The sequence below is a fragment of the Planomonospora sp. ID91781 genome (genome assembly GCF_015711595.1).
Classification (GTDB): Bacteria; Actinomycetota; Actinomycetes; order Streptosporangiales; family Streptosporangiaceae; genus Planomonospora; species Planomonospora parontospora.
The window spans coordinates 1,303,265-1,324,209 of the sequence record NZ_JABTEY010000001.1; the positions used below are offsets into that span (position 1 = coordinate 1,303,265).

Annotated in this window: 21 protein-coding genes; 13 read left to right on the plus strand and 8 right to left on the minus strand. The window is 73.2% G+C overall.

Annotation, left to right across the window (positions count from 1 at the left end; genetic code table 11):
* Positions 1-21: 21 nt before the first annotated feature.
* The 4 genes from HS048_RS06050 to HS048_RS06065 form a co-directional block, all read right to left on the minus strand.
* Positions 22-768, minus strand: a complete 747-nt coding sequence (locus HS048_RS06050) for an ABC transporter permease (protein WP_196466389.1) — start codon at positions 766-768, stop codon at positions 22-24.
* Entirely contained in the window at positions 765-1,739 is a 975-nt protein-coding gene (locus HS048_RS06055; RefSeq protein ID WP_196466390.1) for an ABC transporter ATP-binding protein, read from the minus strand. Before HS048_RS06055 ends, HS048_RS06050 begins: the two co-directional genes overlap by 4 nt.
* Before the next feature lie 102 nt (positions 1,740-1,841).
* A complete protein-coding gene (locus HS048_RS06060) occupies positions 1,842-2,507 on the minus strand; it encodes a response regulator transcription factor (RefSeq protein ID WP_196466391.1) in 666 nt (221 codons plus the stop codon).
* A complete protein-coding gene (locus HS048_RS06065; RefSeq protein WP_196466392.1) occupies positions 2,504-3,700 on the minus strand; it encodes a sensor histidine kinase in 1,197 nt (398 codons plus the stop codon). Before HS048_RS06065 ends, HS048_RS06060 begins: the two co-directional genes overlap by 4 nt.
* 290 nt (positions 3,701-3,990) lie before the next feature.
* On the opposite strand from HS048_RS06065, the gene HS048_RS06070 reads away from it, so the two are divergent.
* The 7 genes from HS048_RS06070 (at position 3,991) to HS048_RS06100 (ending at position 10,232) form a co-directional block, all read left to right on the plus strand.
* On the plus strand, positions 3,991-5,154 hold the full coding sequence (locus HS048_RS06070; RefSeq protein ID WP_196466393.1) for an acetoin utilization protein AcuC: 1,164 nt from the start codon (positions 3,991-3,993) through the stop codon (positions 5,152-5,154).
* A complete protein-coding gene (locus tag HS048_RS06075) occupies positions 5,151-5,963 on the plus strand; it encodes a phosphatase (protein WP_068898149.1) in 813 nt (270 codons plus the stop codon). The genes HS048_RS06070 and HS048_RS06075 overlap by 4 nt, the downstream gene beginning before the upstream one ends.
* 323 nt (positions 5,964-6,286) lie before the next feature.
* Complete coding sequence (locus HS048_RS06080) at positions 6,287-6,490, plus strand: helix-turn-helix domain-containing protein (RefSeq protein WP_012887307.1); 204 nt, start codon at positions 6,287-6,289, stop codon at positions 6,488-6,490.
* A 287-nt stretch (positions 6,491-6,777) separates the two neighbouring features.
* On the plus strand, positions 6,778-6,876 hold the full coding sequence (locus tag HS048_RS06085; protein ID WP_018654693.1) for a 30S ribosomal protein bS22: 99 nt from the start codon (positions 6,778-6,780) through the stop codon (positions 6,874-6,876).
* Positions 6,877-6,899: 23 nt separating this feature from the next.
* Positions 6,900-7,925: an NAD-dependent epimerase/dehydratase family protein gene (locus HS048_RS06090; RefSeq protein ID WP_068898151.1), complete on the plus strand. Its 1,026-nt coding sequence runs from the start codon at positions 6,900-6,902 to the stop codon at positions 7,923-7,925.
* Entirely contained in the window at positions 7,922-9,019 is a 1,098-nt protein-coding gene (locus HS048_RS06095; RefSeq protein ID WP_230880752.1) for a lysophospholipid acyltransferase family protein, read from the plus strand. The genes HS048_RS06090 and HS048_RS06095 overlap by 4 nt, the downstream gene beginning before the upstream one ends.
* 160 nt (positions 9,020-9,179) lie before the next feature.
* Entirely contained in the window at positions 9,180-10,232 is a 1,053-nt protein-coding gene (locus HS048_RS06100; RefSeq protein WP_068898153.1) for an alpha/beta fold hydrolase, read from the plus strand.
* 115 nt (positions 10,233-10,347) lie between these two features.
* Here the strand turns inward: HS048_RS06100 and HS048_RS06105 are convergent, their stop codons facing one another.
* From HS048_RS06105 to HS048_RS06115, 3 genes are all read right to left on the minus strand, one after another.
* Positions 10,348-11,214: an HAD family phosphatase gene (locus tag HS048_RS06105; RefSeq protein ID WP_068898155.1), complete on the minus strand. Its 867-nt coding sequence runs from the start codon at positions 11,212-11,214 to the stop codon at positions 10,348-10,350.
* A gap of 75 nt (positions 11,215-11,289) precedes the next feature.
* On the minus strand, positions 11,290-11,973 hold the full coding sequence (locus tag HS048_RS06110) for a DUF5667 domain-containing protein (protein ID WP_153054315.1): 684 nt from the start codon (positions 11,971-11,973) through the stop codon (positions 11,290-11,292).
* A gap of 120 nt (positions 11,974-12,093) precedes the next feature.
* Positions 12,094-12,690, minus strand: a complete 597-nt coding sequence (locus HS048_RS06115; RefSeq protein ID WP_229798462.1) for a sigma-70 family RNA polymerase sigma factor — start codon at positions 12,688-12,690, stop codon at positions 12,094-12,096.
* A gap of 254 nt (positions 12,691-12,944) precedes the next feature.
* Here HS048_RS06115 and HS048_RS06120 point away from each other — a divergent pair, with 254 nt between their 5' ends.
* Complete coding sequence (locus HS048_RS06120; RefSeq protein WP_196466394.1) at positions 12,945-14,663, plus strand: antibiotic biosynthesis monooxygenase; 1,719 nt, start codon at positions 12,945-12,947, stop codon at positions 14,661-14,663.
* On the opposite strand, the gene HS048_RS06125 is transcribed toward HS048_RS06120, so the two are convergent.
* Positions 14,653-14,901, minus strand: coding sequence for a glutaredoxin family protein (locus HS048_RS06125; RefSeq protein ID WP_068898163.1), 249 nt, complete (start codon positions 14,899-14,901; stop codon positions 14,653-14,655). The genes HS048_RS06120 and HS048_RS06125 overlap by 11 nt on opposite strands.
* A 194-nt stretch (positions 14,902-15,095) precedes the next feature.
* Between HS048_RS06125 and HS048_RS06130 the strand changes: the two genes are divergently transcribed.
* The 5 genes from HS048_RS06130 (at position 15,096) to hemB (ending at position 20,845) form a co-directional block, all read left to right on the plus strand.
* Positions 15,096-15,803, plus strand: a complete 708-nt coding sequence (locus HS048_RS06130; protein WP_068898165.1) for a redox-sensing transcriptional repressor Rex — start codon at positions 15,096-15,098, stop codon at positions 15,801-15,803.
* 100 nt (positions 15,804-15,903) lie between these two features.
* On the plus strand, positions 15,904-17,208 hold the full coding sequence (locus HS048_RS06135; RefSeq protein ID WP_068898167.1) for a glutamyl-tRNA reductase: 1,305 nt from the start codon (positions 15,904-15,906) through the stop codon (positions 17,206-17,208).
* Positions 17,205-18,116 carry a hydroxymethylbilane synthase gene (hemC, locus tag HS048_RS06140; protein WP_068898169.1) on the plus strand — a complete coding sequence of 304 codons (912 nt, stop codon included), beginning with the start codon at positions 17,205-17,207 and terminating at the stop codon, positions 18,114-18,116. Before HS048_RS06135 ends, hemC begins: the two co-directional genes overlap by 4 nt.
* Entirely contained in the window at positions 18,113-19,690 is a 1,578-nt protein-coding gene (locus HS048_RS06145; RefSeq protein WP_068898171.1) for a uroporphyrinogen-III synthase, read from the plus strand. The genes hemC and HS048_RS06145 overlap by 4 nt, the downstream gene beginning before the upstream one ends.
* A 168-nt stretch (positions 19,691-19,858) precedes the next feature.
* A complete protein-coding gene (hemB, locus tag HS048_RS06150) occupies positions 19,859-20,845 on the plus strand; it encodes a porphobilinogen synthase (RefSeq protein ID WP_068898173.1) in 987 nt (328 codons plus the stop codon).
* Positions 20,846-20,945: the final 100 nt, after the last annotated feature.

Genomic DNA, 20,945 nt, shown 5'->3' on the forward strand with positions numbered 1-20,945 from the left:
CGAGGGCGGTCCGCCCGTCGTTCAGGCGTCCCGGCGCCGCAGCAGTACCGCCGCGGCGACCAGGGCGACCGCGACCCAGGCGCAGTAGACCCCGAAGCCGGCCCAGGGACCGAGCTGCCCGTCCATGATCTCGATGTGGGTGATCTGGTCGCCGGCGTTGGTGGTGAAGTGGTCGCGCACCGCCGCGCCCCACCCGCCGGGCAGCATGTTGGTCATCTGCGGCAGGACGAAGACCAGGGCGATCACCGCGACGATCGCGCCGGGGGTGTGCCGGATCAGCGCGCCGAGCGCCAGGCCGAAGATCCCGCTCGCCGTGATGAGCAGCGCGGAGCCGGTGACCGCCCGCAGCACGCCGGGGTCGCCGAGCGCGATCCCGGCGTCCCCGAGCACGGCCTGCCCGACGAGGAACGCGGCGAACGACGCGACCAGCGAGACGGTGAGGGCCACCGCCGTGAAGACCGCGACCTTGGCGGTCAGCATCCGCAGGCGGCCGGGCACGGCGAGCAGGGTGGTGCGGATCATGCCGGTGCGGTACTCGCCGCTGATGACCAGGACGCCGAGCGAGGCCACCGCCAGCGAGGCGAACGGGGAGCCCGAGAGGCTGAACATGAGGGCGTCGGCGGGCCCGACCTCCTCGCCCAGGTCGCCGGAGACGGCGGTGAGCAGCACCCCGAACCCGACCATCAGCGCCACGGCCGCCAGCAGGGTCCACAGGGTGGACCGCACCGAGCGGAGCTTGGTCCATTCCGATCGCAACACGCCCGTCATGCCCGCGCTCCCGCGTACTCGGTGCTCTCCTGGGTCAGTTCCATGTACGCCGCCTCCAGGGACGGCGAGACCGGGGTCAGCTCGTGCAGCGCGAGCCCGGCCCCCGCCGCGGCCTCGCCGACGGCCTCGGCACCCAGGCCCGTCACCCGCAGGTGGTCGCCGTGCAGCGCCACCTCCACCCGTCCCGCCGCTTCCGCCGGATACGGTGCTTCCGCCCGCTTGGCCGCGTCCGCCGGATCCGTCGCGCCCCCGGCCCCGCCGAGCACCCGTGCGAGCTCCGGCAGGCGCGGCGCGCGCACCCGGACGTAGGCCTGGGAGCTGCGGCCGATGAACTCCTGCACGCCCGTGTCGGCGATGAGGCGGCCCCTGCCGATGACGACCAGGTGGTCGGCCGTCTGCGCCATCTCGCTCATCAGGTGGCTGGAGACGAACACCGCGCGGCCCTCGGCGGCGAGGTCGCGCATCAGGGTGCGGATCCACAGGATGCCCTCCGGATCGAGCCCGTTGACCGGCTCGTCGAACATCAGGATCTCCGGGTCGCCGAGGAGCGCCGCGGCGATGCCCAGCCGTTGCGACATGCCCAGCGAGAAGCCGCCGACACGGCGGCGCGCCACCGCGGTCAGACCGGTGAGGGCCAGCGCCTCCGCCACCCGGGAGGCCGGGATGCCGTTGCTCTGCGCCAGGCAGAGCAGGTGGTCGCGCGCGCTGCGCCCGCCGTGGACCGCCTTGGCGTCCAGCAGTGCGCCGACCTTGCGCAGCGGGTTCCTCAGTTCGCCGTACGGCGTGCCGTCGACGAGGGCGGTGCCCTCGCTCGGCCGGTCCAGGCCGAGGATCATGCGCATGGTGGTCGACTTGCCGGCGCCGTTGGGCCCGAGGAAGCCGGTCACCCGGCCGCGCCGTACCTTGAACGAGAGCCCGTCCACGGCGACGGTCGAGCCGTACCGCTTGGTGAGCGATCTGACGTTGATCATGTCTTCAGCCTCCCGCCCGCCCGGCCCCGGGTCATCGTGCCGGAGGACGGTCCGCGGACTGGGAGCGCGGTACGACCGGCCCTCTCGGGTAGGACCCTGCTCCTACCGCCCGGGGGTGACCAGGCCCGCCTCGTAGGCGGCGATCACGGCCTGGGCGCGGTCCCGCGCGCCGATCTTGGCGAAGAGGCTCGTGACGTGGTTCTTCACCGTGGACGGCGAGACGGCCAGCCGTTCGGCGATCTCACCGTTGGCGTACCCGCCGGCGATGAGCACGAGCACCTCCCGCTCGCGGTCGGTGAGCGAGGCGAGCGCGCCGGGCGCGGTCGCGGGCAGCGGGCGGGGGCGGGGGGCGCGCACGAACGTGCCGATCAGGCGGGTGAGCAGCCGGGGCGCCACGGCGGCTTCCCCCCGGTGCACGGTCCGCACGCCCTCGACCAGCTCCTCCGGCGAGACGTCCTTGGGCAGGAACCCCGACGCCCCGGCGCGCAGCATCGCCACCACGTACTCGTCCAGGTCGAACGTGCTCAGCCCCAGCACGCGCGTCCCCGGAAGGGCCTCCGTGATCTCCCTGGTGGCCGCGACGCCGTCGGTCCCGGGCATGTGCACGTCCATCAGCACCACCTCGGGCCGCAGGTCGCGGCTGAGCCGTACGGCCTGCGCCCCGTCGGCGGCCTCTCCGACGACGGACATGTCGGACTGGAAACCGAGAATCATGCGGAAGCCGGTGCGTACCACGGCGTGGTCGTCGGCCACCAGGATCGTGATCACGGGTTCTCCTTCGGTGATTCGCGGCTCCAGAGCGCGGAGACCCGGACCGCCGGCTCCCGGGACTCCGGGACCGGGATGCGGGCGTGGACCTGGAAGCCTCCCGAAGGGCGGGGGCCGGTCTGCAGCCGCCCTCCGCACAGCGCCACCCGCTCGGCCATGCCGCCCAGCCCGAAGCCGCCGCCCTGCTGCCCGCCGGCGCGCCGGCCGAGGCCGTCGTCGAGGACCTCGACCTCGACGACGCCGGGCAGGTAGGCGAGCCGGACGCTGACACGGGCGCCGGGCGCGTGCTTGCGCGCGTTGGTGAGGGCCTCCTGCACGATCCGGTAGACGGCGTGGTCCACCGCCGTGGGCAGCGGGACGGCCTCCCCCGCCACCTCCATGCCGACCGGCAGTCCCGCGGTGCGCACCTGTTCGACCAGGGCGGGCAGCGCGGCGGCGCCGGTCCCCGAGTGGTCCTCCGGCTCGCCGTCGTCCTCGACCCGGAGCACGTGCAGGAGCTGCCGCATCTCCGCCATCGCCTCGCGGGCCGTGCGCTCGGCCGTGACCAGCACCTCCTGGGCGCGTTCGGGGTCGGAGGCCATGGTGGTGCGGCCGGCGCCGACCAGCACGTTGATCGTGGTGATGTGGTGGGCGACGACGTCGTGCAGCTCCCGGGCGATGCGGCGGCGCTCGGCGCGCACCGCGGACTCGGCCACCTGCTGCTGCCGGCGCTCGCGCAGCTCGCTCCGGAGCCGGAAGAACGCGCCCGTGCCGGTGAACAGCAGGGGCAGGAGCACCGGGACGGAGGAGTGGTAGAGCGGCCCCGGCATCGTCTTCAGGGCCAGCAGCGCGTACATGAGCACGGTGGCCGCGGAGATGCCCCAGGCCGCTCTGCCCGCCGCGTAGCGGCCCAGGCCGTAGAGGCCGATCGTGCTGGGCAGGGTGGCGGGATCGCCCAGGCCGAGCAGGACGTAGAGCAGGTCGAGGGCGAGAGTGGCGAGGGCGACCGCGATCGGGCGGCCGCGTCGCAGGAGGAGGAGGGCGGCGCCGACGACGGAGATCGCGAGGGCGGGGGCCCGGCCGGGGCCGCCCGCGGGGAAGAGGGCCAGGGTCGCGGTCACGTCGGCCGCGCACACGCCGGCCGCCAGCAGGCCGTCGAATATCCGGGAGCGTCCCAGGGTCCGCCATACCTCCCGCACACCCCGCAAACGCATGGCACGACAGTACGGCATGTCACGATACGGACGAATGATCCCGGTCGGGACGGCCAGGAGGACCGGGACGGCCAGGAGGACCGGGACGGCCAGGAGGACCGGGACGGCCAGGAGGATCGGGGCGGCCCGGGAGGATCGGGGCGGCCCGGGAGGACCGGGAGCGCGTCGGAGGCGGCCCGCCCCGCGAGGGCGGCGGGACGGCGGCCGTGCGGTAACGTCGCCCCCATCGCCGACGGCGCCGACGGCACAGCCGGCGCCGACGCCCGGGGAACGAGCCGAGGAGGATGCGGATGAGCCGGTCCGTGCGGGTCGTCTGGGAGGACGCGCTCACCGCCTACGACTTCGGCCCCGGGCACCCGCTCGCGCCGGTCCGGGTCGAGCTGACCATGGCGCTGGCCCGGGAGCTGGGCGTGCTCGACGCGGTCGAGCTGGTCGGCTGCGCGCCCGCCACCGACGACGAGCTGGCCCTGGTCCACCGGCGCGACTACATCGAGGCGGTCCGGCGGGTCTCGGCGACCGGGCGGCCCGACCGCGCCGCCGGGCTGGGCACCGAGGACAACCCCGCCTTCGCCGGGGTGCACGAGGCCTCCGCGCTCATCGCCGGGGCCACGCTGGCCGCGGCCCGCGCGGTGTGGACGGGGGAGGCCGAGCACGCGGCGAACGTCGCGGGCGGGCTGCACCACGCGATGCCGGGCACGGCGAGCGGCTTCTGCGTCTACAACGACCCGGCGGTGGCCATCGGCTGGCTGCTGTCCCAGGGCGCCTCCAGGGTCGCCTACGTGGACGTGGACGTGCACCACGGGGACGGCGTCCAGGCGATGTTCCACGACGACCCCAGGGTGCTCACCGTCAGCCTGCACGAGAGCCCCCGGACCCTCTTCCCGGGCACGGGCTTCCCGCACGAGATCGGGGCGGAGGGCACCGCGGTCAACGTGGCGCTGCCGGCCGGCTGCGGCGACGGCGGCTGGCTGCGCGCCTTCCACGCGGTGGTCCCGCCGCTGCTGCGGGAGTTCGCCCCGGAGGTCCTGGTCACCCAGCACGGCTGCGACAGCCACGCGCTGGACCCGCTGGCCCACCTGATACTCAGCCTGGACGGTCAGCGGACCGCCTACGCGGCGCTGCACGAGCTGGCCCACGAGACCGCGGGCGGCCGGTGGATCGTGACCGGCGGCGGCGGGTACGAACTGGTCCAGGTGGTGCCCCGGGCGTGGACCCACCTGCTGGCCGAGGTGTCCGGCCACCCGCTCGACCCGGCCACCGCCACCCCCCAGGGCTGGCGGCAGCTGGTGCGGGAGCGGACCGGCGAGACGCCGCCGCTGTCCATGACCGACGGCAGGAAACCGGAATTCATCGACCTGTCCGCCGGTTATGACCCGGCAGACCCGGTCGACCGGGCGATCCTGGCGACCAGGAACGCCGTGTTCCCCTTCCACGGACTGGACCCGATCCCGTGACCCTGCACTCCGAACCGACCCCGAACCCCGGATCGCGGGACGACCTCCGCGAGCACCTCGTCCGCACCCGGATCGCCGGCGACGTGGCGACCAGCCGGGAGAACAACCTCGACCACTACCGGTCGCTGGCCAACCGGGACCCGCACCACATGTTCGGGCTCACCCTGGGCGAGGGCTGGTCGTACCGGGACGTCCTGGACCTGATGGCCAAGTCGGCCGGGGTCGTGGCCGATCCGGCCCACCGGGAGGGCCTGGACACCATCGACCCGGACCGCACGATCGACGCCGTCGAGGCGATGGGCGACGTGATCGCCGGGGTGCTCCGGAACGCCGGGGCGCGGATCCTGGTGGCCACCGGCCACCCCACCGGCCTGCTCACCGTCCACCTGGCGCTGGCCAGGCTGGCGCGGGGGTGCGGGGCGACGCTGCTGACCCCCGCCGAGGACTGGTCCTACACCGGCCCCCGCTTCGGGCGCAGGCGCAAGATCCGCTATCTCGACGACGTCGCCATGCTGGACGACAGGGGGGCCTTCGTGCACACCCACGACCCGGCGCCGATGGAGGCGATGATCGAGGAGATGGGGCAGGAGCTCCCCGACCTGGTGATCGCCGACCACGGGTGGGCCGGTGCCGCGGGGGAGGCGGGGATCCCGACGGTGGGATTCGCCGACAGCAACGACCCGGCGCTCTTCGTCGGCGAGGCGGAGGGCAAGATCGCGGTCACCGTGCCGCTCGATGACAACGTGCTGCCGAGGCACTACGCTCCGCTGACCGCGCATCTGGTCGCGAGGGTCACGAGCGCCCTCTGAGGCGGGCGTGACGCCGGATCCGGCCGTCCTTATACCGGCTTTTCGCGCCTGCATTCCATGGGGCTCGCCGATCCTTTGCCAACTTTTCGGCGACGGTGGGCGACTCTTATGAGAGACGGCTGGCCCGTTCCAAGATCGGATCTGAGGGTAGGGTCCGGCTGCTGGCCAGCGAGTTTCTCCATTCCGCTGACGTGGGACTGCGAACGTTGGGAAAATAGGGGGTTTGCGTGTTCGGAGTCCCGACTTACGCTGACGGCAGTAGACGTGCGTGAGCGATGGCACCAGTGGGGATAACCCGGAAACACGTGCGGAAGAGGCGTCCGATGGGTGCAGGCGAAAGACCTCTCAGCGAGGTGAAGTTCCTGACGGTGGCCGAGGTGGCCACGGTCATGAGGGTGTCCAAGATGACGGTGTACCGGCTCGTGCACTCGGGTGAGCTGCCGGCCATCCGGGTCGGCCGGTCCTTCAGAGTGCCGGAGCAGGCGGTGCACGACTATCTCCGGGACGCGTACATCGAGGCCGGTTGAAGCGACCGTGGGCCCGTGCCCCCCGGGTGAACCCGGTGGAGGGGCGGGCCCGCGCCTCCCCGGATGCGTCCCGGGCGCGGTCCGGAAGGCCGGCCGGGGCCGGGATCCCCGGTCCCGCGACCCCGGGGCGACGGCCGTGACACGGCGGTGCGAGGGCCGCGCCGCGGGTTCCGGCGCCCGGGACCCCGGGCCTGCGGGCGATCCACCGCCGATCGCCGGTAGTCTGTTGACCCGGTGTGCGCCCGCACGCCGGTTTGCAATTCGGCTACCAGCTACCTGGGGGTCCCGTGGGCTCTGTCATCAAGAAGCGTCGTAAGCGCATGGCGAAGAAGAAGCACCGCAAGCTTCTCAAGAAGACCCGTATCCAGCGGCGTAACAAGAAGTAGCAACGCGGACCTGCGAGGCGTCGATGACCCACACCGTGCTTGTCACCGGGGTCTCGCGCCACATCGGCGCCCGAGTGGCGAGCGTTCTCGCGGCTGACCCGGACATCGACCGGGTCATCGGAGTAGACACGGTGCCGCCGCCTTCGCTCTCACGTGATGGCGGCGTACCTCTCGGCCGGACGGAGTTCGTCCGCGTCGATCTGCGCAGCCCCGACATCGCCCAGGTGATCGCGGCCGCCGACATCGACACCGTCGTCCACGTGGGCCTGGTGAGCTCTCCCCCGAGGAGCGGCGGCCGTGCGCTCATGAAGGAGCACAACGTCATCGGCACCATGCAACTGCTCGGTGCCTGTCAGCGGTCCGCGACGGTCCGTCGAGTCGTCGTGCGCTCGACCACGGCCGTGTACGGCTCGTCGCCCCGGGACCCGGCCGTCTTCACCGAGGACGCCGAGCCGGCCGAGCCGCCCGTCCACGGGTACGCCAAGGACGCCGTCGAGGTCGAGGGATACGTCCGCGGCTTCGCCAGGCGGCGCCGGGACGTGACCGTGTCGATGCTCAGGTTCGCCAACTTCATGGGTCCGGGCGTCGACTCGCCGCTGACCCGCTACTTCTCTCAGCCGGTGCTGCCGACCGTGCTGGGCTTCGACCCGCGGCTGCAGTTCGTCCACGAGGACGACGCGGTCGAGGTGCTGCGCCGGATGGCGACGGAGGACCACCCCGGCACGTTCAACGCCGCCGGAGACGGGGTGCTGCTCCTGTCGCAGTGCCTGCGGCGGGCCGGGCTGCTCTCGGTGCCGGTCCCGCCCCCGGCCTTCGGCCTGCTCGGCGACCTCGCCAGGAGCGCGGGGCTGGTGAACTTCTCCCCCGAACAGCTCCGGCTCATGTGCCACGGCCGCGCGGTGGACGGTGCGAGGCTGGCCGCGACACTCGGGTGGCGGCCCAAGTTCTCCACGGGCGCCGCCTTCGAGGACTTCCTGCGCACCCGGCGCCCGGGTGGCGGGCTCCCCGCCGCCGCCATGGACGTGCTCTCCCGTATGGTGGCGAGATGAGCGAGACGGCGGGCAGGACCGGCGGACCGCACGGCGAGCCGCACGAGGCGCAGGTCATCCCCATCTCCCGGGGCCGCTCCCGCTCCGATCACGAGCCGCCTCGGGATCACCCCGATCGCGAGCCGCCTCGGGATCACCCCGATCGCGAGCCGCCTCGGGACCGCTCCGATCACGGGCCGCGGCGGGATCCCGGCGGCGGGCCGTACGCCTCCGGTGACGACCGCGGCCTGTGGGGCGACGGCGGGGACGACGGGGACCGGCGCCTGGCCGAGCTGCTGGCGTTCCTGCGGCGCCGCCTCACCGGGCAGTACGAGGTCGACGAGTTCGGCTTCGACGCCGAGCTGACCGACAAGGTGCTGCTGGAGCTGATCCGCCCGCTCTACCGCCACTGGTTCCGCGTCGAGACGGTCGGCGCCGAGAACGTTCCAGGCGACTCGGGCGCGCTCGTGGTCGCCAACCACTCGGGCACGATCCCGGTCGACGCGCTCATGCTCCAGGTGGCCCTGCACGACGACCACCCCGACCGGCGGGCGATCCGCCTGCTCGGTGCGGACCTGGTCTACCGGCTCCCGCTGCTCGGGCACCTGTCTCGCAAGACCGGTCACACGCTGGCCTGCCGCGAGGACGCCGACCGGCTCCTGCGCAAGGGCGAGCTCGTGGGGGTCTTCCCGGAGGGCTTCAAGGGCGTCGGCAAGCCGTTCTCCGAGCGCTACCGGCTCCAGCGCTTCGGCCGGGGCGGGTTCGTCGCCTCGGCGATCCGGGCCGGGGTCCCGATCGTGCCCTGCGCGATCGTGGGGGCCGAGGAGATCTATCCGAAGATCGGCGACCTGCGCTTCCTGGCCAGGGCGCTCGGCCTGCCGTACCTGCCGATCACCCCGCTGTTCCCCTGGTTCGGGCCGCTGGGCCTGGTCCCGCTCCCGTCCAAGTGGCTGATCGGCTTCGGTGAGCCCATCCGGACCGACGAGTACGCCCCCGGCGACGCCGACGACCCGATGCTGGTCTTCAACCTCACCGACCAGGTGCGCGAGGTCGTCCAGCAGCAGCTGAACGAGCTCCGCCTCCGGCGGGGCCACGCCTTCCCCCCCTTCCTCTGACCGGTCCGCCCGCGCGCTCCGGCGGGGAGGACGTCCGGCCCCCGCCTGCGCCTCCGCGGGCGGAACGAGCCGTGATTTTTATTAGGCATGGCGTCTAACAACGGGTGCTTTCGACCGATATGGTGTGCTCAGCAGAGAACCCTGGACGTTGGGAGGGGCCATGGCCGCACGCCGTACCGCGACGAGGGCCGCACTCGCCGGGCTGGCCGTGGGGGTGGCGCTGGGCGCGGCCGGGCGGCGCCGGAGCCGGGAACGGTCCGAGGCGGCGCTCGGCGGGCACCGCGGACGGCCGGTCACCGTCACCGTCGACGACGGCGTCCAGCTCGCGGTCGACATCGAGGAGGCCGGGTCCCCGGAGTTCGCCGTGGTGTTCGCGCACGGCTGGACCATGAACCGGCACTGCTGGCACTTCCAGCGGGAGGCCTTCAAGGGCCGGGGCACCCTGGTCTTCTACGACCAGCGGGGCCACGGCGGCTCCGCGGCCGGGGCGCCCGGCGCCTGCACGATCGACCGGCTCGGCGACGACCTGGCCGCGGTGATCGAGCGGGCCGTCCCCGAGGGGCTGCCGGTGGTGCTGGTCGGGCACTCCATGGGCGGTATGACGATCATGGCCTTCGCGGAGCGGCACCCCGGGCTGCTCGCCTCGCGGGTGGCGGGGGTGGCGCTGCTCAGCACCTCGTCGGGGCGGCTGCGGGAGAGCACGTTCGGGCTGCCCGGCCCGGTCGGCCGGCTCGCCCCCGTCGTCACCCCGATCGTGTTCGACCGCCTGCGCGCCCGCGCGGAGCTCATCGACCGCAGCGTCGCCCTCAGGACGCGCACCAACCTGCCGGTGACCCGCTACGTCGCGTTCGGCCCCGGTGCGCGCCGCGACCACGTGCGGTTCGTCACCGAGATGGTCGCCACCACGCCGACCGAGGTCATGGTCGGCTTCTTCAACGACTTCCTCGTCCACGACAAGAGCGGGGCGCTGGCCGCGCTCGGCTCGGTGGAGACCCTCGTCATGGTCGGCGCGCGCGACCGCCTGACGCCGAAGGTGCACAGCCACCGCATCGCCGAGGCCGTGCCGGGGGCCCGGCTCCAGATCGTCCCCGGCGCCGGCCACATGATCGGGCTGGAGCGGCCCGAGGTCGTGAACGCGGCCCTGTCGGGCCTGTTCGACCGGGCCCTGCGCCGCGCGGCGGGCCGGGCCCGGGACGAGGCGGGTACGGGCTGACCCCGGGCGCGGTGCGTTCCGGGGTCACGGGCCGACGCGAGTCCTGCGGGGCTGTGGGTTGACATGCGTCCTGAGGCCTTGGGCCGACGCGACGCTCCGCGAGCGCGGGAGGGCGTCAGGACGAGCGGTAGTGGCGGCGCAGGGCGATGGCGGCGGCCACGCCGCCCGCCACCGCACCGGCCCCGGCGGCGATGGGCAGGCCGATCATCGTGGCCCTACGCCCGGTACGGAAGTCCTTGATGTCCCATTCGTTCTCCCGGGCGTGGTCACGGAGCTCCCCGTCGGGGTTGATCGCGACGGCGTGGCCGACCAGGGAGAGCAGCGGCAGGTCGTTGGCCGAGTCGCTGTAGGCGAAACAGCGGCTCAGGTCGAGGCCCTCCCTGCGGGCCAGGGCCCGTACGGCCTCCGCCTTGGCGGGACCGTGCAGCAGGTCGCCGACCAGCCGGCCGGTGTAGACGCCGTCCACGGTCTCGGAGACGGTGCCGAGAGCGCCGGTGAGGCCGAGGCGCTGGGCGATGACCCGGGCGAGCTCGATCGGGGTGGCGGTCACCAGCCAGACGCGCTGGCCGGCGTCCAGGTGGCTCTGCGCGAGGGCGCGGGTGCCGGGCCAGATGCGGTCGGCCATCGCCTCGTCGTAGATCTCCTCGCCGAGGCGGACGATGTCCTCCACCCTGCTGCCCGCGACGAACGCCAGCGCGGTCTCCCGGGCCTCGGCGATGTGCTCGGGGTTCTCGTCGCCGCGGACGCGGAACACCGCCTGCCCGAGCGCGAACCTCACCAGGTCCTTGGTCGTGAACAGCCCGCGCGAGGCCAGGCCCCGGGCGAAGTGGTAGATCGAGGCGCCGCGCATCATGGTGTTGTCGACGTCGAAGAAGGCGGCGGCGGTCGGATCCGGCTCGGCCATCGGCAGGGCGACGGCCGCCGCGGCCGCCACCTCTCCGGCCGTCTCCGCCGCGCTCCGCCGTCGTATCAGCCGCTTCATAGCAACTCAGCTTAACCGCAGCACACCGGTGCGGCCCGGCTACGCCGGGCCGGACGGCGGCGTTTCACCGGCCGGTCACCCGGGCGGTGCCAGGCCTTCGATGTAGTTCAGGTAGCCGTTGGCCCTGCGCTGGTCCTCCTCGTCCATCTTGGGGAGCATCCCCTCGATCTGGTCGCGCTGCTTGCGGACGAAGCGTTCGAGGTCGCCGGTGACCTCCTCGGCGTCCTCCGCGTCGCGGCGCCGTACCCGGGTCAGGGAGGTGACCGCCGAGCGGGTGGTGTCCTCCATCGCCTGGAGGGTCTGCCCGACCAGGTTCTCCCCTCCCTGGGCCGCGGAGCCGAGCAGCGCCTCGACCTCGTCGGCGCGGGTCGAGGCGGACTGCAGACCGCGGTCGGCCCGTTCGGCGTCGTCGGTGCTCAGCCGGAGGAGGGTGTTCTCGGCGGCGCGCTTGAGCGGGTAGAGCGTGTCGCCGGGCACCGACCCGTAGGTGGTCAGGCCGGTGGTCACCATGCCCACGGCCAGCGCGGCGCTCAGCAGCTGCGGGAGCAGCCGGACGCGCGGCGCCCGCCGGGCGCGCCGTACCGGGACCGGCTCGGGGAGGGGATCCCGGCCGGGGGAGGCGTGCACGAGCCGGTCGCGGAGCTCGGCCCTGAACTCCGGCCGGGGGGAGGCGCCCCCAATCCGGGTGCCGAGCCCCGACACGCGGTGCCGGGCGCGCGCCCGGGATCTCCGTGAGATCCCGGGCAGCCACTTACCCATGAACGCTCCCTGCCGCCCCCGGAAGATGACCCATCGCTCATCTGCCTAACGACGGCCTGGCGGGGCGGGTTACGCGGCGTCCCGGGACGGGCGTCGACGGGTCCGCCGTCACGGGCGTCCTCAGCCGAGGTCCGCGGGGAGCGCCCGGGCGAGCGCCCGGATCGCACGGAACTGCAGGGCCTTGATGGCGCCGCTCTTCTTGCCCATGATCAGGGCGGTCTCGGCCAGGGACATGCCGTGCAGGAACCGCAGGACCACGCATTCCTGCTGCTCGGGCCGGAGCGCGCGGACGGCGCGGAGCACCCGGTCGTTGACCATCGCGGTGACGACGGCGTTCTCCGGGATGTGCGGGCCGTCGAGCGGGGTCTCGAACACGTCGGCCGTGGTGACCTCGAGCCGGTAGCGGCCCGACTTGAAATGATCGGTGACGAGGTTTCTGGCGATGGTCACGAGCCAGGCCCCGAAGTCACGTCCTTGCCAAGTGAAGTCGGCGATTCGGCGAAGCGCGCGGAGGAAGGTCTCGCTCGTGAGATCCTCGGCGAGCGGGTGGGATCCGACCCGGAGATAGATATAGCGGTAGACCAGGTCAAGATAGCGGTCGTAGAGCGTGCCGAACGCCTCCGTGTCTCCTGTCTTGGCGCGCAGGACGAGTCTTCTCAGTTCCTCGGAGGCGTCCTCGCGTACGGCGGGATCGTTGTTGCGGACAGGCTGGGCCACCCCGGTGACGGTCGGGAGGGGCCCGGCTAATGGCCACGTGTCTGGCATCCGGTATCCCTGGGGAGGAAGGGTGCGGCGTGCCCGCCCACTCTAGGAATCATCAGGAAATTCCACAATCCACTTCGTACCGTCGTGACTGGCGGTAATCGCCGTATACGGTGTGGGGCCGGTCTTCCTCGCAGGACCGGTCCAGGTAGCCGGGCACGGGCCCGGCTACCGGTCGAAGGGTAATGTCCGGCAGCATTGGAGACACCATGGAAGTCCTCGTCGCTGTCATCGCGCTCGCCGGAGCCCTGCTCGCCGCCATCGCCACGGGCGCCCTCGCCAACCGGCTCCGCACCGAGCCCGCCGGATGGCTGATCGCCTGGAGCGTCGCCACGGCGGCGCTGTGCGTGTCACTGGGAGTGATGGCCGCAGGCCACCTCCTGGGGTTCGGGGCGCTCACGTTCCGCGTCTACCAGCTGACGGGGTCGCTGCTGGCGCCGCTGTGGCTGGCCGTCGGCGTCATCCAGCTCCTGGCCCGCAAGCCCGCCGCGAAGTTCGGCTCCTGGCTGCCGGGAGCCGGGCTCACCGCCGTCGGGCTGGTGATCCTGCTGGTGGACCCCGTCCGGAACGAGAAGGACTTCGCCAAGACCCTCCCGGTCACGGCCGTCCACTGGAACCCCCCGCCCTCCTACCTGCTCATGGCCGTCCAGGCCTTCGTGGCGGTGGTCCTGCTGGCCGGTCTGGTGGTCGCGGTCCTGCGCTGGCGCAACGGCGACGACTACGACACCGACAACATGCACGCGCTCGGCGTCCTCGCCCCCACCGGGCTGGCCCTCGTCGGGGCATGCGCCTTCGGGGCACCGGGGACGCTCATCGTGCTGCTGCACCTGCTGGCCGCCGCGGCCGTCTGGTACGCCGTGCTCCGCCCGCTCGCGCCGTACGACGACGAGGACGACGACGACTTCGAGGAGGACGACTGGGAGGACCGGCGCCCGAGGCTCGCGCCTCCCCGGGACGTCCAGGTCGCGGGCCGCCGTACGGCCCCCGGGCAGCCGACCGGCGCGGCGCCGGTCCAGCTGCCCGGCGCCGCTCCCGCTCCCGCTCCCGGCGCCGCGTCCGGTCAGCCCTCGCGCCGGTCGGGTCTCGGCGACCTCGTCGCGGAGTACCGCGCGGGCGAGCAGGACGTGGACTACGCGGCCCGGATGCGTCAGCCCGGCCAGCCCGGCCAGGCCCACGACGATCCGTTCGGCGGCCCCGCCACCGGCACCTTCATGGCCGGCGAGTACGGCATGCCGCTCACGGGCCAGCCGCCGGCCGACCACGACTACACCCAGCCGCCCCCCAGGACCGGCCAGTTCGGCATGCCTCCGGCCACCGGTCCGACGACGGGCGAGTTCGGCATGCCGCCGGCCGCCGGTCCGGCGACGGGCGAGTACAGCATCCCCCTCAACGAGTTCGGCGGGCACGCGCCCTCCCACGGGGTGCAGGACAGGGCCTCGCGCCCGATGCCCGCGGAGGAGGCGTTCGGCGCCCGCAGCCCGATGTCCGCGGAGGAGGCGTTCGGCGCCCCGGCCGCCCCGGTCGGCGCGCCCGGCCCGGCCCGCTCGGGCGCGGCTCCGGGGACGCCCCCGCTCCCGGACGACCGCGTCCGCGTCTCGCCGAGCATCTTCGGCCTGCTCACCGTGTTCACGCTGATCGACGGCACCGGCGAGGCGTTCGACCGGCTGGCCGAGGAGACCGTGGAGATCGTGCGCGGGAGCGAGCCCGACACCCTGATCTACGCCTGCCACTCGGTGAAGTCCGCCCCGCTCCAGCGCATCGTCTACGAGCTCTACCGCGACGAGGTGGCCTACCGGGAGCACCAGAGCCAGCCCCACGTGGAGCGGTTCGTCGCCGAGCGGCAGGCCATGGTGCTCGCCACCAACGTCATCGAGCTCAACGTGAACGCCGCGAAGGTGATCCCGCTCCCGACCGCCTTCAGGATCTGAGCGCGGCGCGCAGGCGGTCCTCGTCGACGCGCCAGAAATCGTGCTGGACGCCGTCGACCAGGGTGACCGGGATCATCTCCCAGTATTTCGCGTGGTCCTCCGCGGAGGCCGTGATGTCGCGCTCCTCCCAGGGAACGCCCAGCTCCCCGGCGACCCGCTCGATGACGGCCCGCGCGTCGTCGCACAGGTGACATCCGGGCTTGCCGAGCAGCGTGATGCGGTGATCCTGCGGTGCCATGCGATCACGCTAACCGATCGCGGCCCCCGAGCCGCGACGCGCGGCGTCGCCATGTGACTGTCGGCTTGGCCACACCGGACGCTCTCACTTTGTGCATCGGTTCACAAAGGGACTAACCTGGATGACAGTGGCCTCACCTCGTCATCCGTCGCGTCCGGGCCGCGCCGGCCGCCTGTCCCCTGGAGCTCCGGCACGTGATCCGCCGTCCGTCCCAACCTCGTGAGCGTGGCATACCCGAGGCGACCGTCGCCCGGCTGCCGCTCTACCTGCGGGCGCTCAACGGCATGGCCGAGCGGGGACTGGCGACCGTGAGCTCGGAGGACCTGGCCGCCGCCGCCGGGGTGAACTCGGCGAAGCTCCGCAAGGACCTGTCGCACCTGGGCTCCTACGGCACGCGCGGGGTCGGCTACGACGTCGAATACCTCATCTACCAGATCTCCCGCGAGCTGGGCCTGACCCAGGACTGGGCCGTCGCCATCGTCGGGGTCGGCAACCTCGGCCGGGCGCTCGCCAACTACGGGGGTTTCGTCTCCCGCGGATTCCGGGTCGCCGCGCTCCTGGACGCCGACCCCGAAGTGGTGGGCGACCACATCGCGGGGTTGAATGTGGAGCACATCGACGAGCTGGAAACCGTGATAAGGCTGCGGGGAGTGTCGATCGTGGTGCTCGCGACGCCTGCCGCGGCGGCCCAGCAGGTGGCCGACAGGGTCGTCGCCGCGGGGGTGACCAGCATCTTGAACTTCGCCCCCGTCGTGCTTTCCGTGCCTGAAGGGGTCGATATCCGTAAGGTCGACCTGTCGATCGAACTGCAGATCCTCGCGTTCCACGAGCAGCGCAAGATGGATCGGATGACTGGGGGGCCCGCGATGGCCGACGAATGGCCCGAGGCGGTGGACCTGTGACTTCACAGAGGACGAGAGAGTGCCGCCGCGGGCGGGACCTGACCGGCCGGTACGGCCTGCCCGCGGACGCGGACCGTCCGTCGCCGCGGGGGAGGCGCTCATGAGCATCCTCGTCGTCGGCCTGAGCCACCGGACGGCGCCCGTGGCGCTCCTGGAGCGGGTCTCCGTCTCGGGGGACGCGCTGGCCAAGCTGCTCCACGACGTCCAGCGGAGCGAATGCGTCGCGGAGGCCATGATTGTCTCGACCTGCAACCGGGTCGAGGTCTACGCCGTCGTGGACCGGTTCCACGCGGTGGTGAGCGAGGTCACCGCGCTGCTGGCCGTGCACTCCGGCGTGCCCGTGGAGCAGCTCGTCCCCCATCTGTACGTGCACTACGAGGACCGGGCCGTCGAGCACCTGTTCTCGGTCGCCGCGGGTCTGGACTCGATGGTGGTCGGCGAGGGGCAGATCCTCGGCCAGGTCCGCCAGGCGCTCAGGCTCGCCCAGGACGAGGGGACGCTCGGCCCGACGCTCAACGAGCTCGTCCAGCAGGCGCTGCGGGTGGGCAAGCGGTCGCACGCGGAGACGGGCATCGACCGCGCGGGCGCGTCCCTCGTCGGCGTGGGACTGCGCCTCGCCGAGCGCGCGCTCGGCCCGATCCAGGGCCTGCGCGCCCTGGTGGTCGGCGCCGGCTCGATGAGCGCCCTGTCCGCCGCGACCCTCCAGCGGGCGGGCGTCACCGACATCGTGGTGGTCAACCGGACCCACGAGCGCGCCGTACGGCTGGCGCAGACGGTCGGCGGCCGGGCCGCGGAGTTCGCCGGCCTGGCCGCCGAGCTCGCCGCGGCCGACCTGGTCGTCTCCTGCACCGGGGCCACCGACGTGGTCGTCACCGCGGACATGGTGACCCCCCGGCGGATGTTCCTGCTGGACCTCGCGCTCCCGCACGACGTGGACCCCGCCGTGCGGCGGCTGCCCGGTGTCACGCTCGTCGACCTGGAGTCCATGCAGAACGGCGAGATCGCCGGCGTCGACGACGACGGCCGGACCGAGGCGGTCGCCGCGGTGCGCGCGATCGTCGCCGAGGAGGTCGCAGCCTACCTGAGCGCCGAGCGGGCCGCGCGCGTGACCCCGACCGTGGTCGCGCTGCGGAGCAAGGCGGCCGACGTGGTCGAGGCGGAGCTCGGGCGGCTCGCCTCCCGGGTGCCGGAGATCGAGGGCCGGGTCCGCGACGAGGTCGCGCAGACGGTCAGGCGCGTGGTCGACAAACTGCTCCACGAGCCCACCGTGCGTGTCAAACAGCTCGCGGCGTCGTCGGCGGGCGATCATTATGCGGAAGCGTTGCGCGAGCTGTTCAACCTGGACCCGAAGGTGCCCGACGCGGTGAGACGCGTCGAGACGATCGACATGGAGGTGGACCGATGACGGGCCCCCTGAGACTGGGGACGCGTCGGAGCCTCATGGCGACGACGCAGTCCGGACTGGTGGCCGCACGGCTGACCGAGTTGACCGGCCGCGCCGTGGAGCTCGTCGGCGTGACCACCTACGGCGACGTGACCAAGGGCGACCTGGCCCAGATGGGCGGGACCGGGGTCTTCGTCAGCGCGCTGCGCGACAAGCTGATCGACGGCGAGGTCGACTTCGCGGTGCACTCGCTGAAGGACCTGCCCACGACCCCCGACCCGCGCATCGCCCTGGCCGCGATCCCGCCGCGCGACGACCACCGCGACGCGCTGGTCGCCGGGGCGAAGCTGGCGGACCTGCCGCCGGGCTCGAAGGTCGGGACCGGCTCGCCGCGCCGGATCGCCCAGCTCCGGGCGCTCCGCCCCGACCTGGAGTACGTCTCGATCCGCGGCAACGCCGACACCCGGATCGGCAAGGTCGCCTCCGGTGAGCTGCAGGGCGTCGTGCTGGCCGCGGCGGGACTCCGCAGGCTGGGCCGGGAGGCCGAGATCGCGCAGATCTTCGAGGTCGACGAGATGCTCCCCGCCCCCGGGCAGGGCGCGCTGGCCGTGGAGGCCCGGGCCGACCGGGCCGACCTGGTCGAGCTGCTGGGCGTGCTCGACGACGCCGCCACGCGCGCCGCCGTGACCGCCGAGCGGGCCGTGCTGAACGCCCTGGAGGCGGGGTGCGCCGCTCCGGTGGGTGCGCATTCGGTCGTCACCGGGCAGGATCTGAACCTGACCGCGGCCGTCATCGCCATCGATGGCGGCCGCGCGGTCCGCAAGTCCACCGCCGGTTCCTCTTCGACGGCCATGGATCTCGGTCGCGCCCTCGCGACCGAGATGATCGCCGAAGGGGCCGGCACGTTGATGGGGGAGCAGCAGCAGTGAGCTCCGGAAGCACCACCTTCGAGCACCCGGCCGGTTTCGTCGCCTTCGTGGGCGCCGGGCCCGGCGACGAGGGCCTGCTCACGTTGCGCGGGGCGGACCTGCTCTCCCGGGCCGACGCCGTCGTGCTCGACCAGGAGGCGTACGGCCCGCTCCTGCGCCACTGCCGGGAGGGCGTCGAGGTCGTCGACGCCGCCGAGGAAGGCGCGCCCGCCAAGGCCGTCGCCGCGGCCAAGGCCGGGCGGGGCGTCGTCCGGCTCTGCGGGGGCGACCCGATGTTCTTCTCCTCGATCACCGACGAGGTCGCGGCCTGCGCGGCGGCGGAGGTGGAGTTCGAGATCGTGCCGGGCGTCCCCCCGGCGACGGCGGTGCTCGCCTACGCGGGCATCCCCGCCGCGGTGTCGGTGCCCGAGTTCCGCGTCGTGGACGCGACCATGGTCGGCGACTGGGCCGCGCATGCGGCGGGCGCCGGCACGCTGGTGATCTACAACGGGATCTCCGAGGCCGTGGCGATCGGCAAGGCGCTGATCGCCGCCGGCCGCCCGGACTCGACGCCGGTCGCGATCAGCAGCGCGGGCACCACCACCGAGCAGTACACCGTGGTGACCAGCCTCGGGCGGATCGGGCCGGACCTCAAGCACGCCGGGATGACCGAGCCCGCGCTGATCGTGGTCGGTGAGGCGGTCGGCATGCGCGACCGGCTCTCGTGGTTCGAGACCAAGCCGCTGTTCGGCTGGCGGGTGCTCGTCCCCCGGACCAAGGAGCAGTCCGCCGGCCTGGTCGAGCAGCTGCGCTCCTACGGCGCGGTGCCCGAGGAGGTGCCCACGATCTCCGTCGAGCCGCCCCGCACCCCGCAGCAGATGGACCGGGCGATCAAGGGCCTGGTCACCGGACGTTACGAGTGGGTGGCGTTCACCAGCGCGAACGCGGTCAAGGCGGTGCGCGAGAAGTTCGAGGAGTACGGCCTGGACGCCCGCGCCTTCGCCGGGCTGAAGGTCGCCGCGGTGGGCGAGGCCACCGCGCGGGCCCTGGTGGAGTTCGGGGTGAAGCCCGACCTGACGCCGACCGGCGAGCAGTCCTCGGAGGGCCTGGTGGACGAGTGGCCGCCGTACGACTCGATGCTCGACCCGATCAACCGGGTCCTGCTGCCGCGGGCCGACATCGCCACCGAGACGCTGGTCGCGGGCCTGACCGAGCTGGGCTGGGAGTGCGACGACGTCACCGCCTACCGGACCGTGCGGGCGGCGCCGCCGCCCGCCCCGATCCGGGAGGCCATCAAGGGCGGCGGGTTCGACGCGGTGCTGTTCACCTCCTCCAGCACGGTGCGCAACCTGGTGGGCATCGCCGGCAAGCCGCACAACGTCACGGTGATCGCCGCGATCGGTCCGCAGACCGCCAAGACGGCGGAGGAGTTCGGTCTCCGGGTCGACGTCATGGCCGACACGGCTTCGGCCTCGGCCCTGGCGTCGGGGCTGGCGGAGTACGGTGCGAAGCTCCGTCAGGCCGCTCTCGCGGCCGGGGAGGTCCCGCGCAGGCCCTCCCAGACCCGGCGGGGAGCCCGGCGGCGTCCCAAGTGAGTCCCGGGCGAGCCCCGGACCGACCGCGTAGCCTGAAGGAAACGCCGTGGGCGCCGGAGGTGCGGCGTCCGCGGCGCGGCCGCCGTCCCGGCGGGACGACCGAACAGTGAGCAGACCCGAAACGGTCCTCCGGCCGATGACACCCCCCGGCCGGGGGAGGGAGAGACCATGACCGCCCAGTTCCCCGCCGCGCGTCCGCGCAGGCTCCGCCGTACGTCGCCGATGCGCCGGATGGTGGCCGGGACCAGGCTGCACCCGGCCGAGCTGGTCCTGCCGATGTTCGTGAAGGAGGGCATCGACGAGCCGAACCCGATCGGCTCGATGCCCGGGGTGTTCCAGCACACCCGCGACTCGCTGCGCAAGGCCGCCCACGAGGCGGCCGAGGCGGGGGTCGGCGGGCTGATCCTGTTCGGCATCCCCGCGGTGAAGGACGCCCGCGGCTCGGCGGGCGACGACCCGGACGGGATCGTCCAGCAGGGGGTGGCCGACCTGGTCGCCGAGGTCGGCGACGCGATGGTCGTGATGACGGACACCTGCTTGGACGAGTTCACCGACCACGGGCACTGCGGCGTGCTGACGGCCGGCGGCGAGGTCGACAACGACGCGACCCTGGAGCGCTACGCGGCCGTCGCGGTGGCCCAGGCGCGGGCCGGCTCGCAGGTCATCGCGCCGAGCGGGATGATGGACGGCCAGGTCGCCGCCATCCGCGCCGCGCTGGACGCCGAGGGCTTCGAGCAGGTCCCGATCCTGGCCTACTCCGCGAAGTACGCCTCGGCGTTCTACGGCCCGTTCCGGGAGGCGGCCGAGTGCGCGCCGCAGTTCGGCGACCGCAACGCCTACCAGCAGGACCCCGCGGGCCCGGTCGGCGAGGCGCTGCGGGAGGTCCGGCTGGACCTGGCCGAGGGTGCCGACGCGGTGATGGTCAAGCCCGCCCTGCTCTACCTCGACATCCTGCGCCAGGTGCGCGACGAGGTGGACGTCCCGGTGGCGGCCTACCAGATCAGCGGTGAGTACGCCATGATCGAGGCCGCGGCGGCGAACGGCTGGATCGACCGGGACCGGGCGATCATGGAGTCGCTGGTCGCGATCCGCCGGGCCGGGGCCGACATGATCCTCACCTACTGGGCGACCGAGGCGGCCCGCCGGTTGCGTTGAACGGTGACGCTGCGCGTTGTGTTGAGATGCTTCGCACATGCCCAGAACTGGGGGTTTGCCGCTGAGCGGTGAGAACCGTGCGTTAGAGTTCGAGAACCGG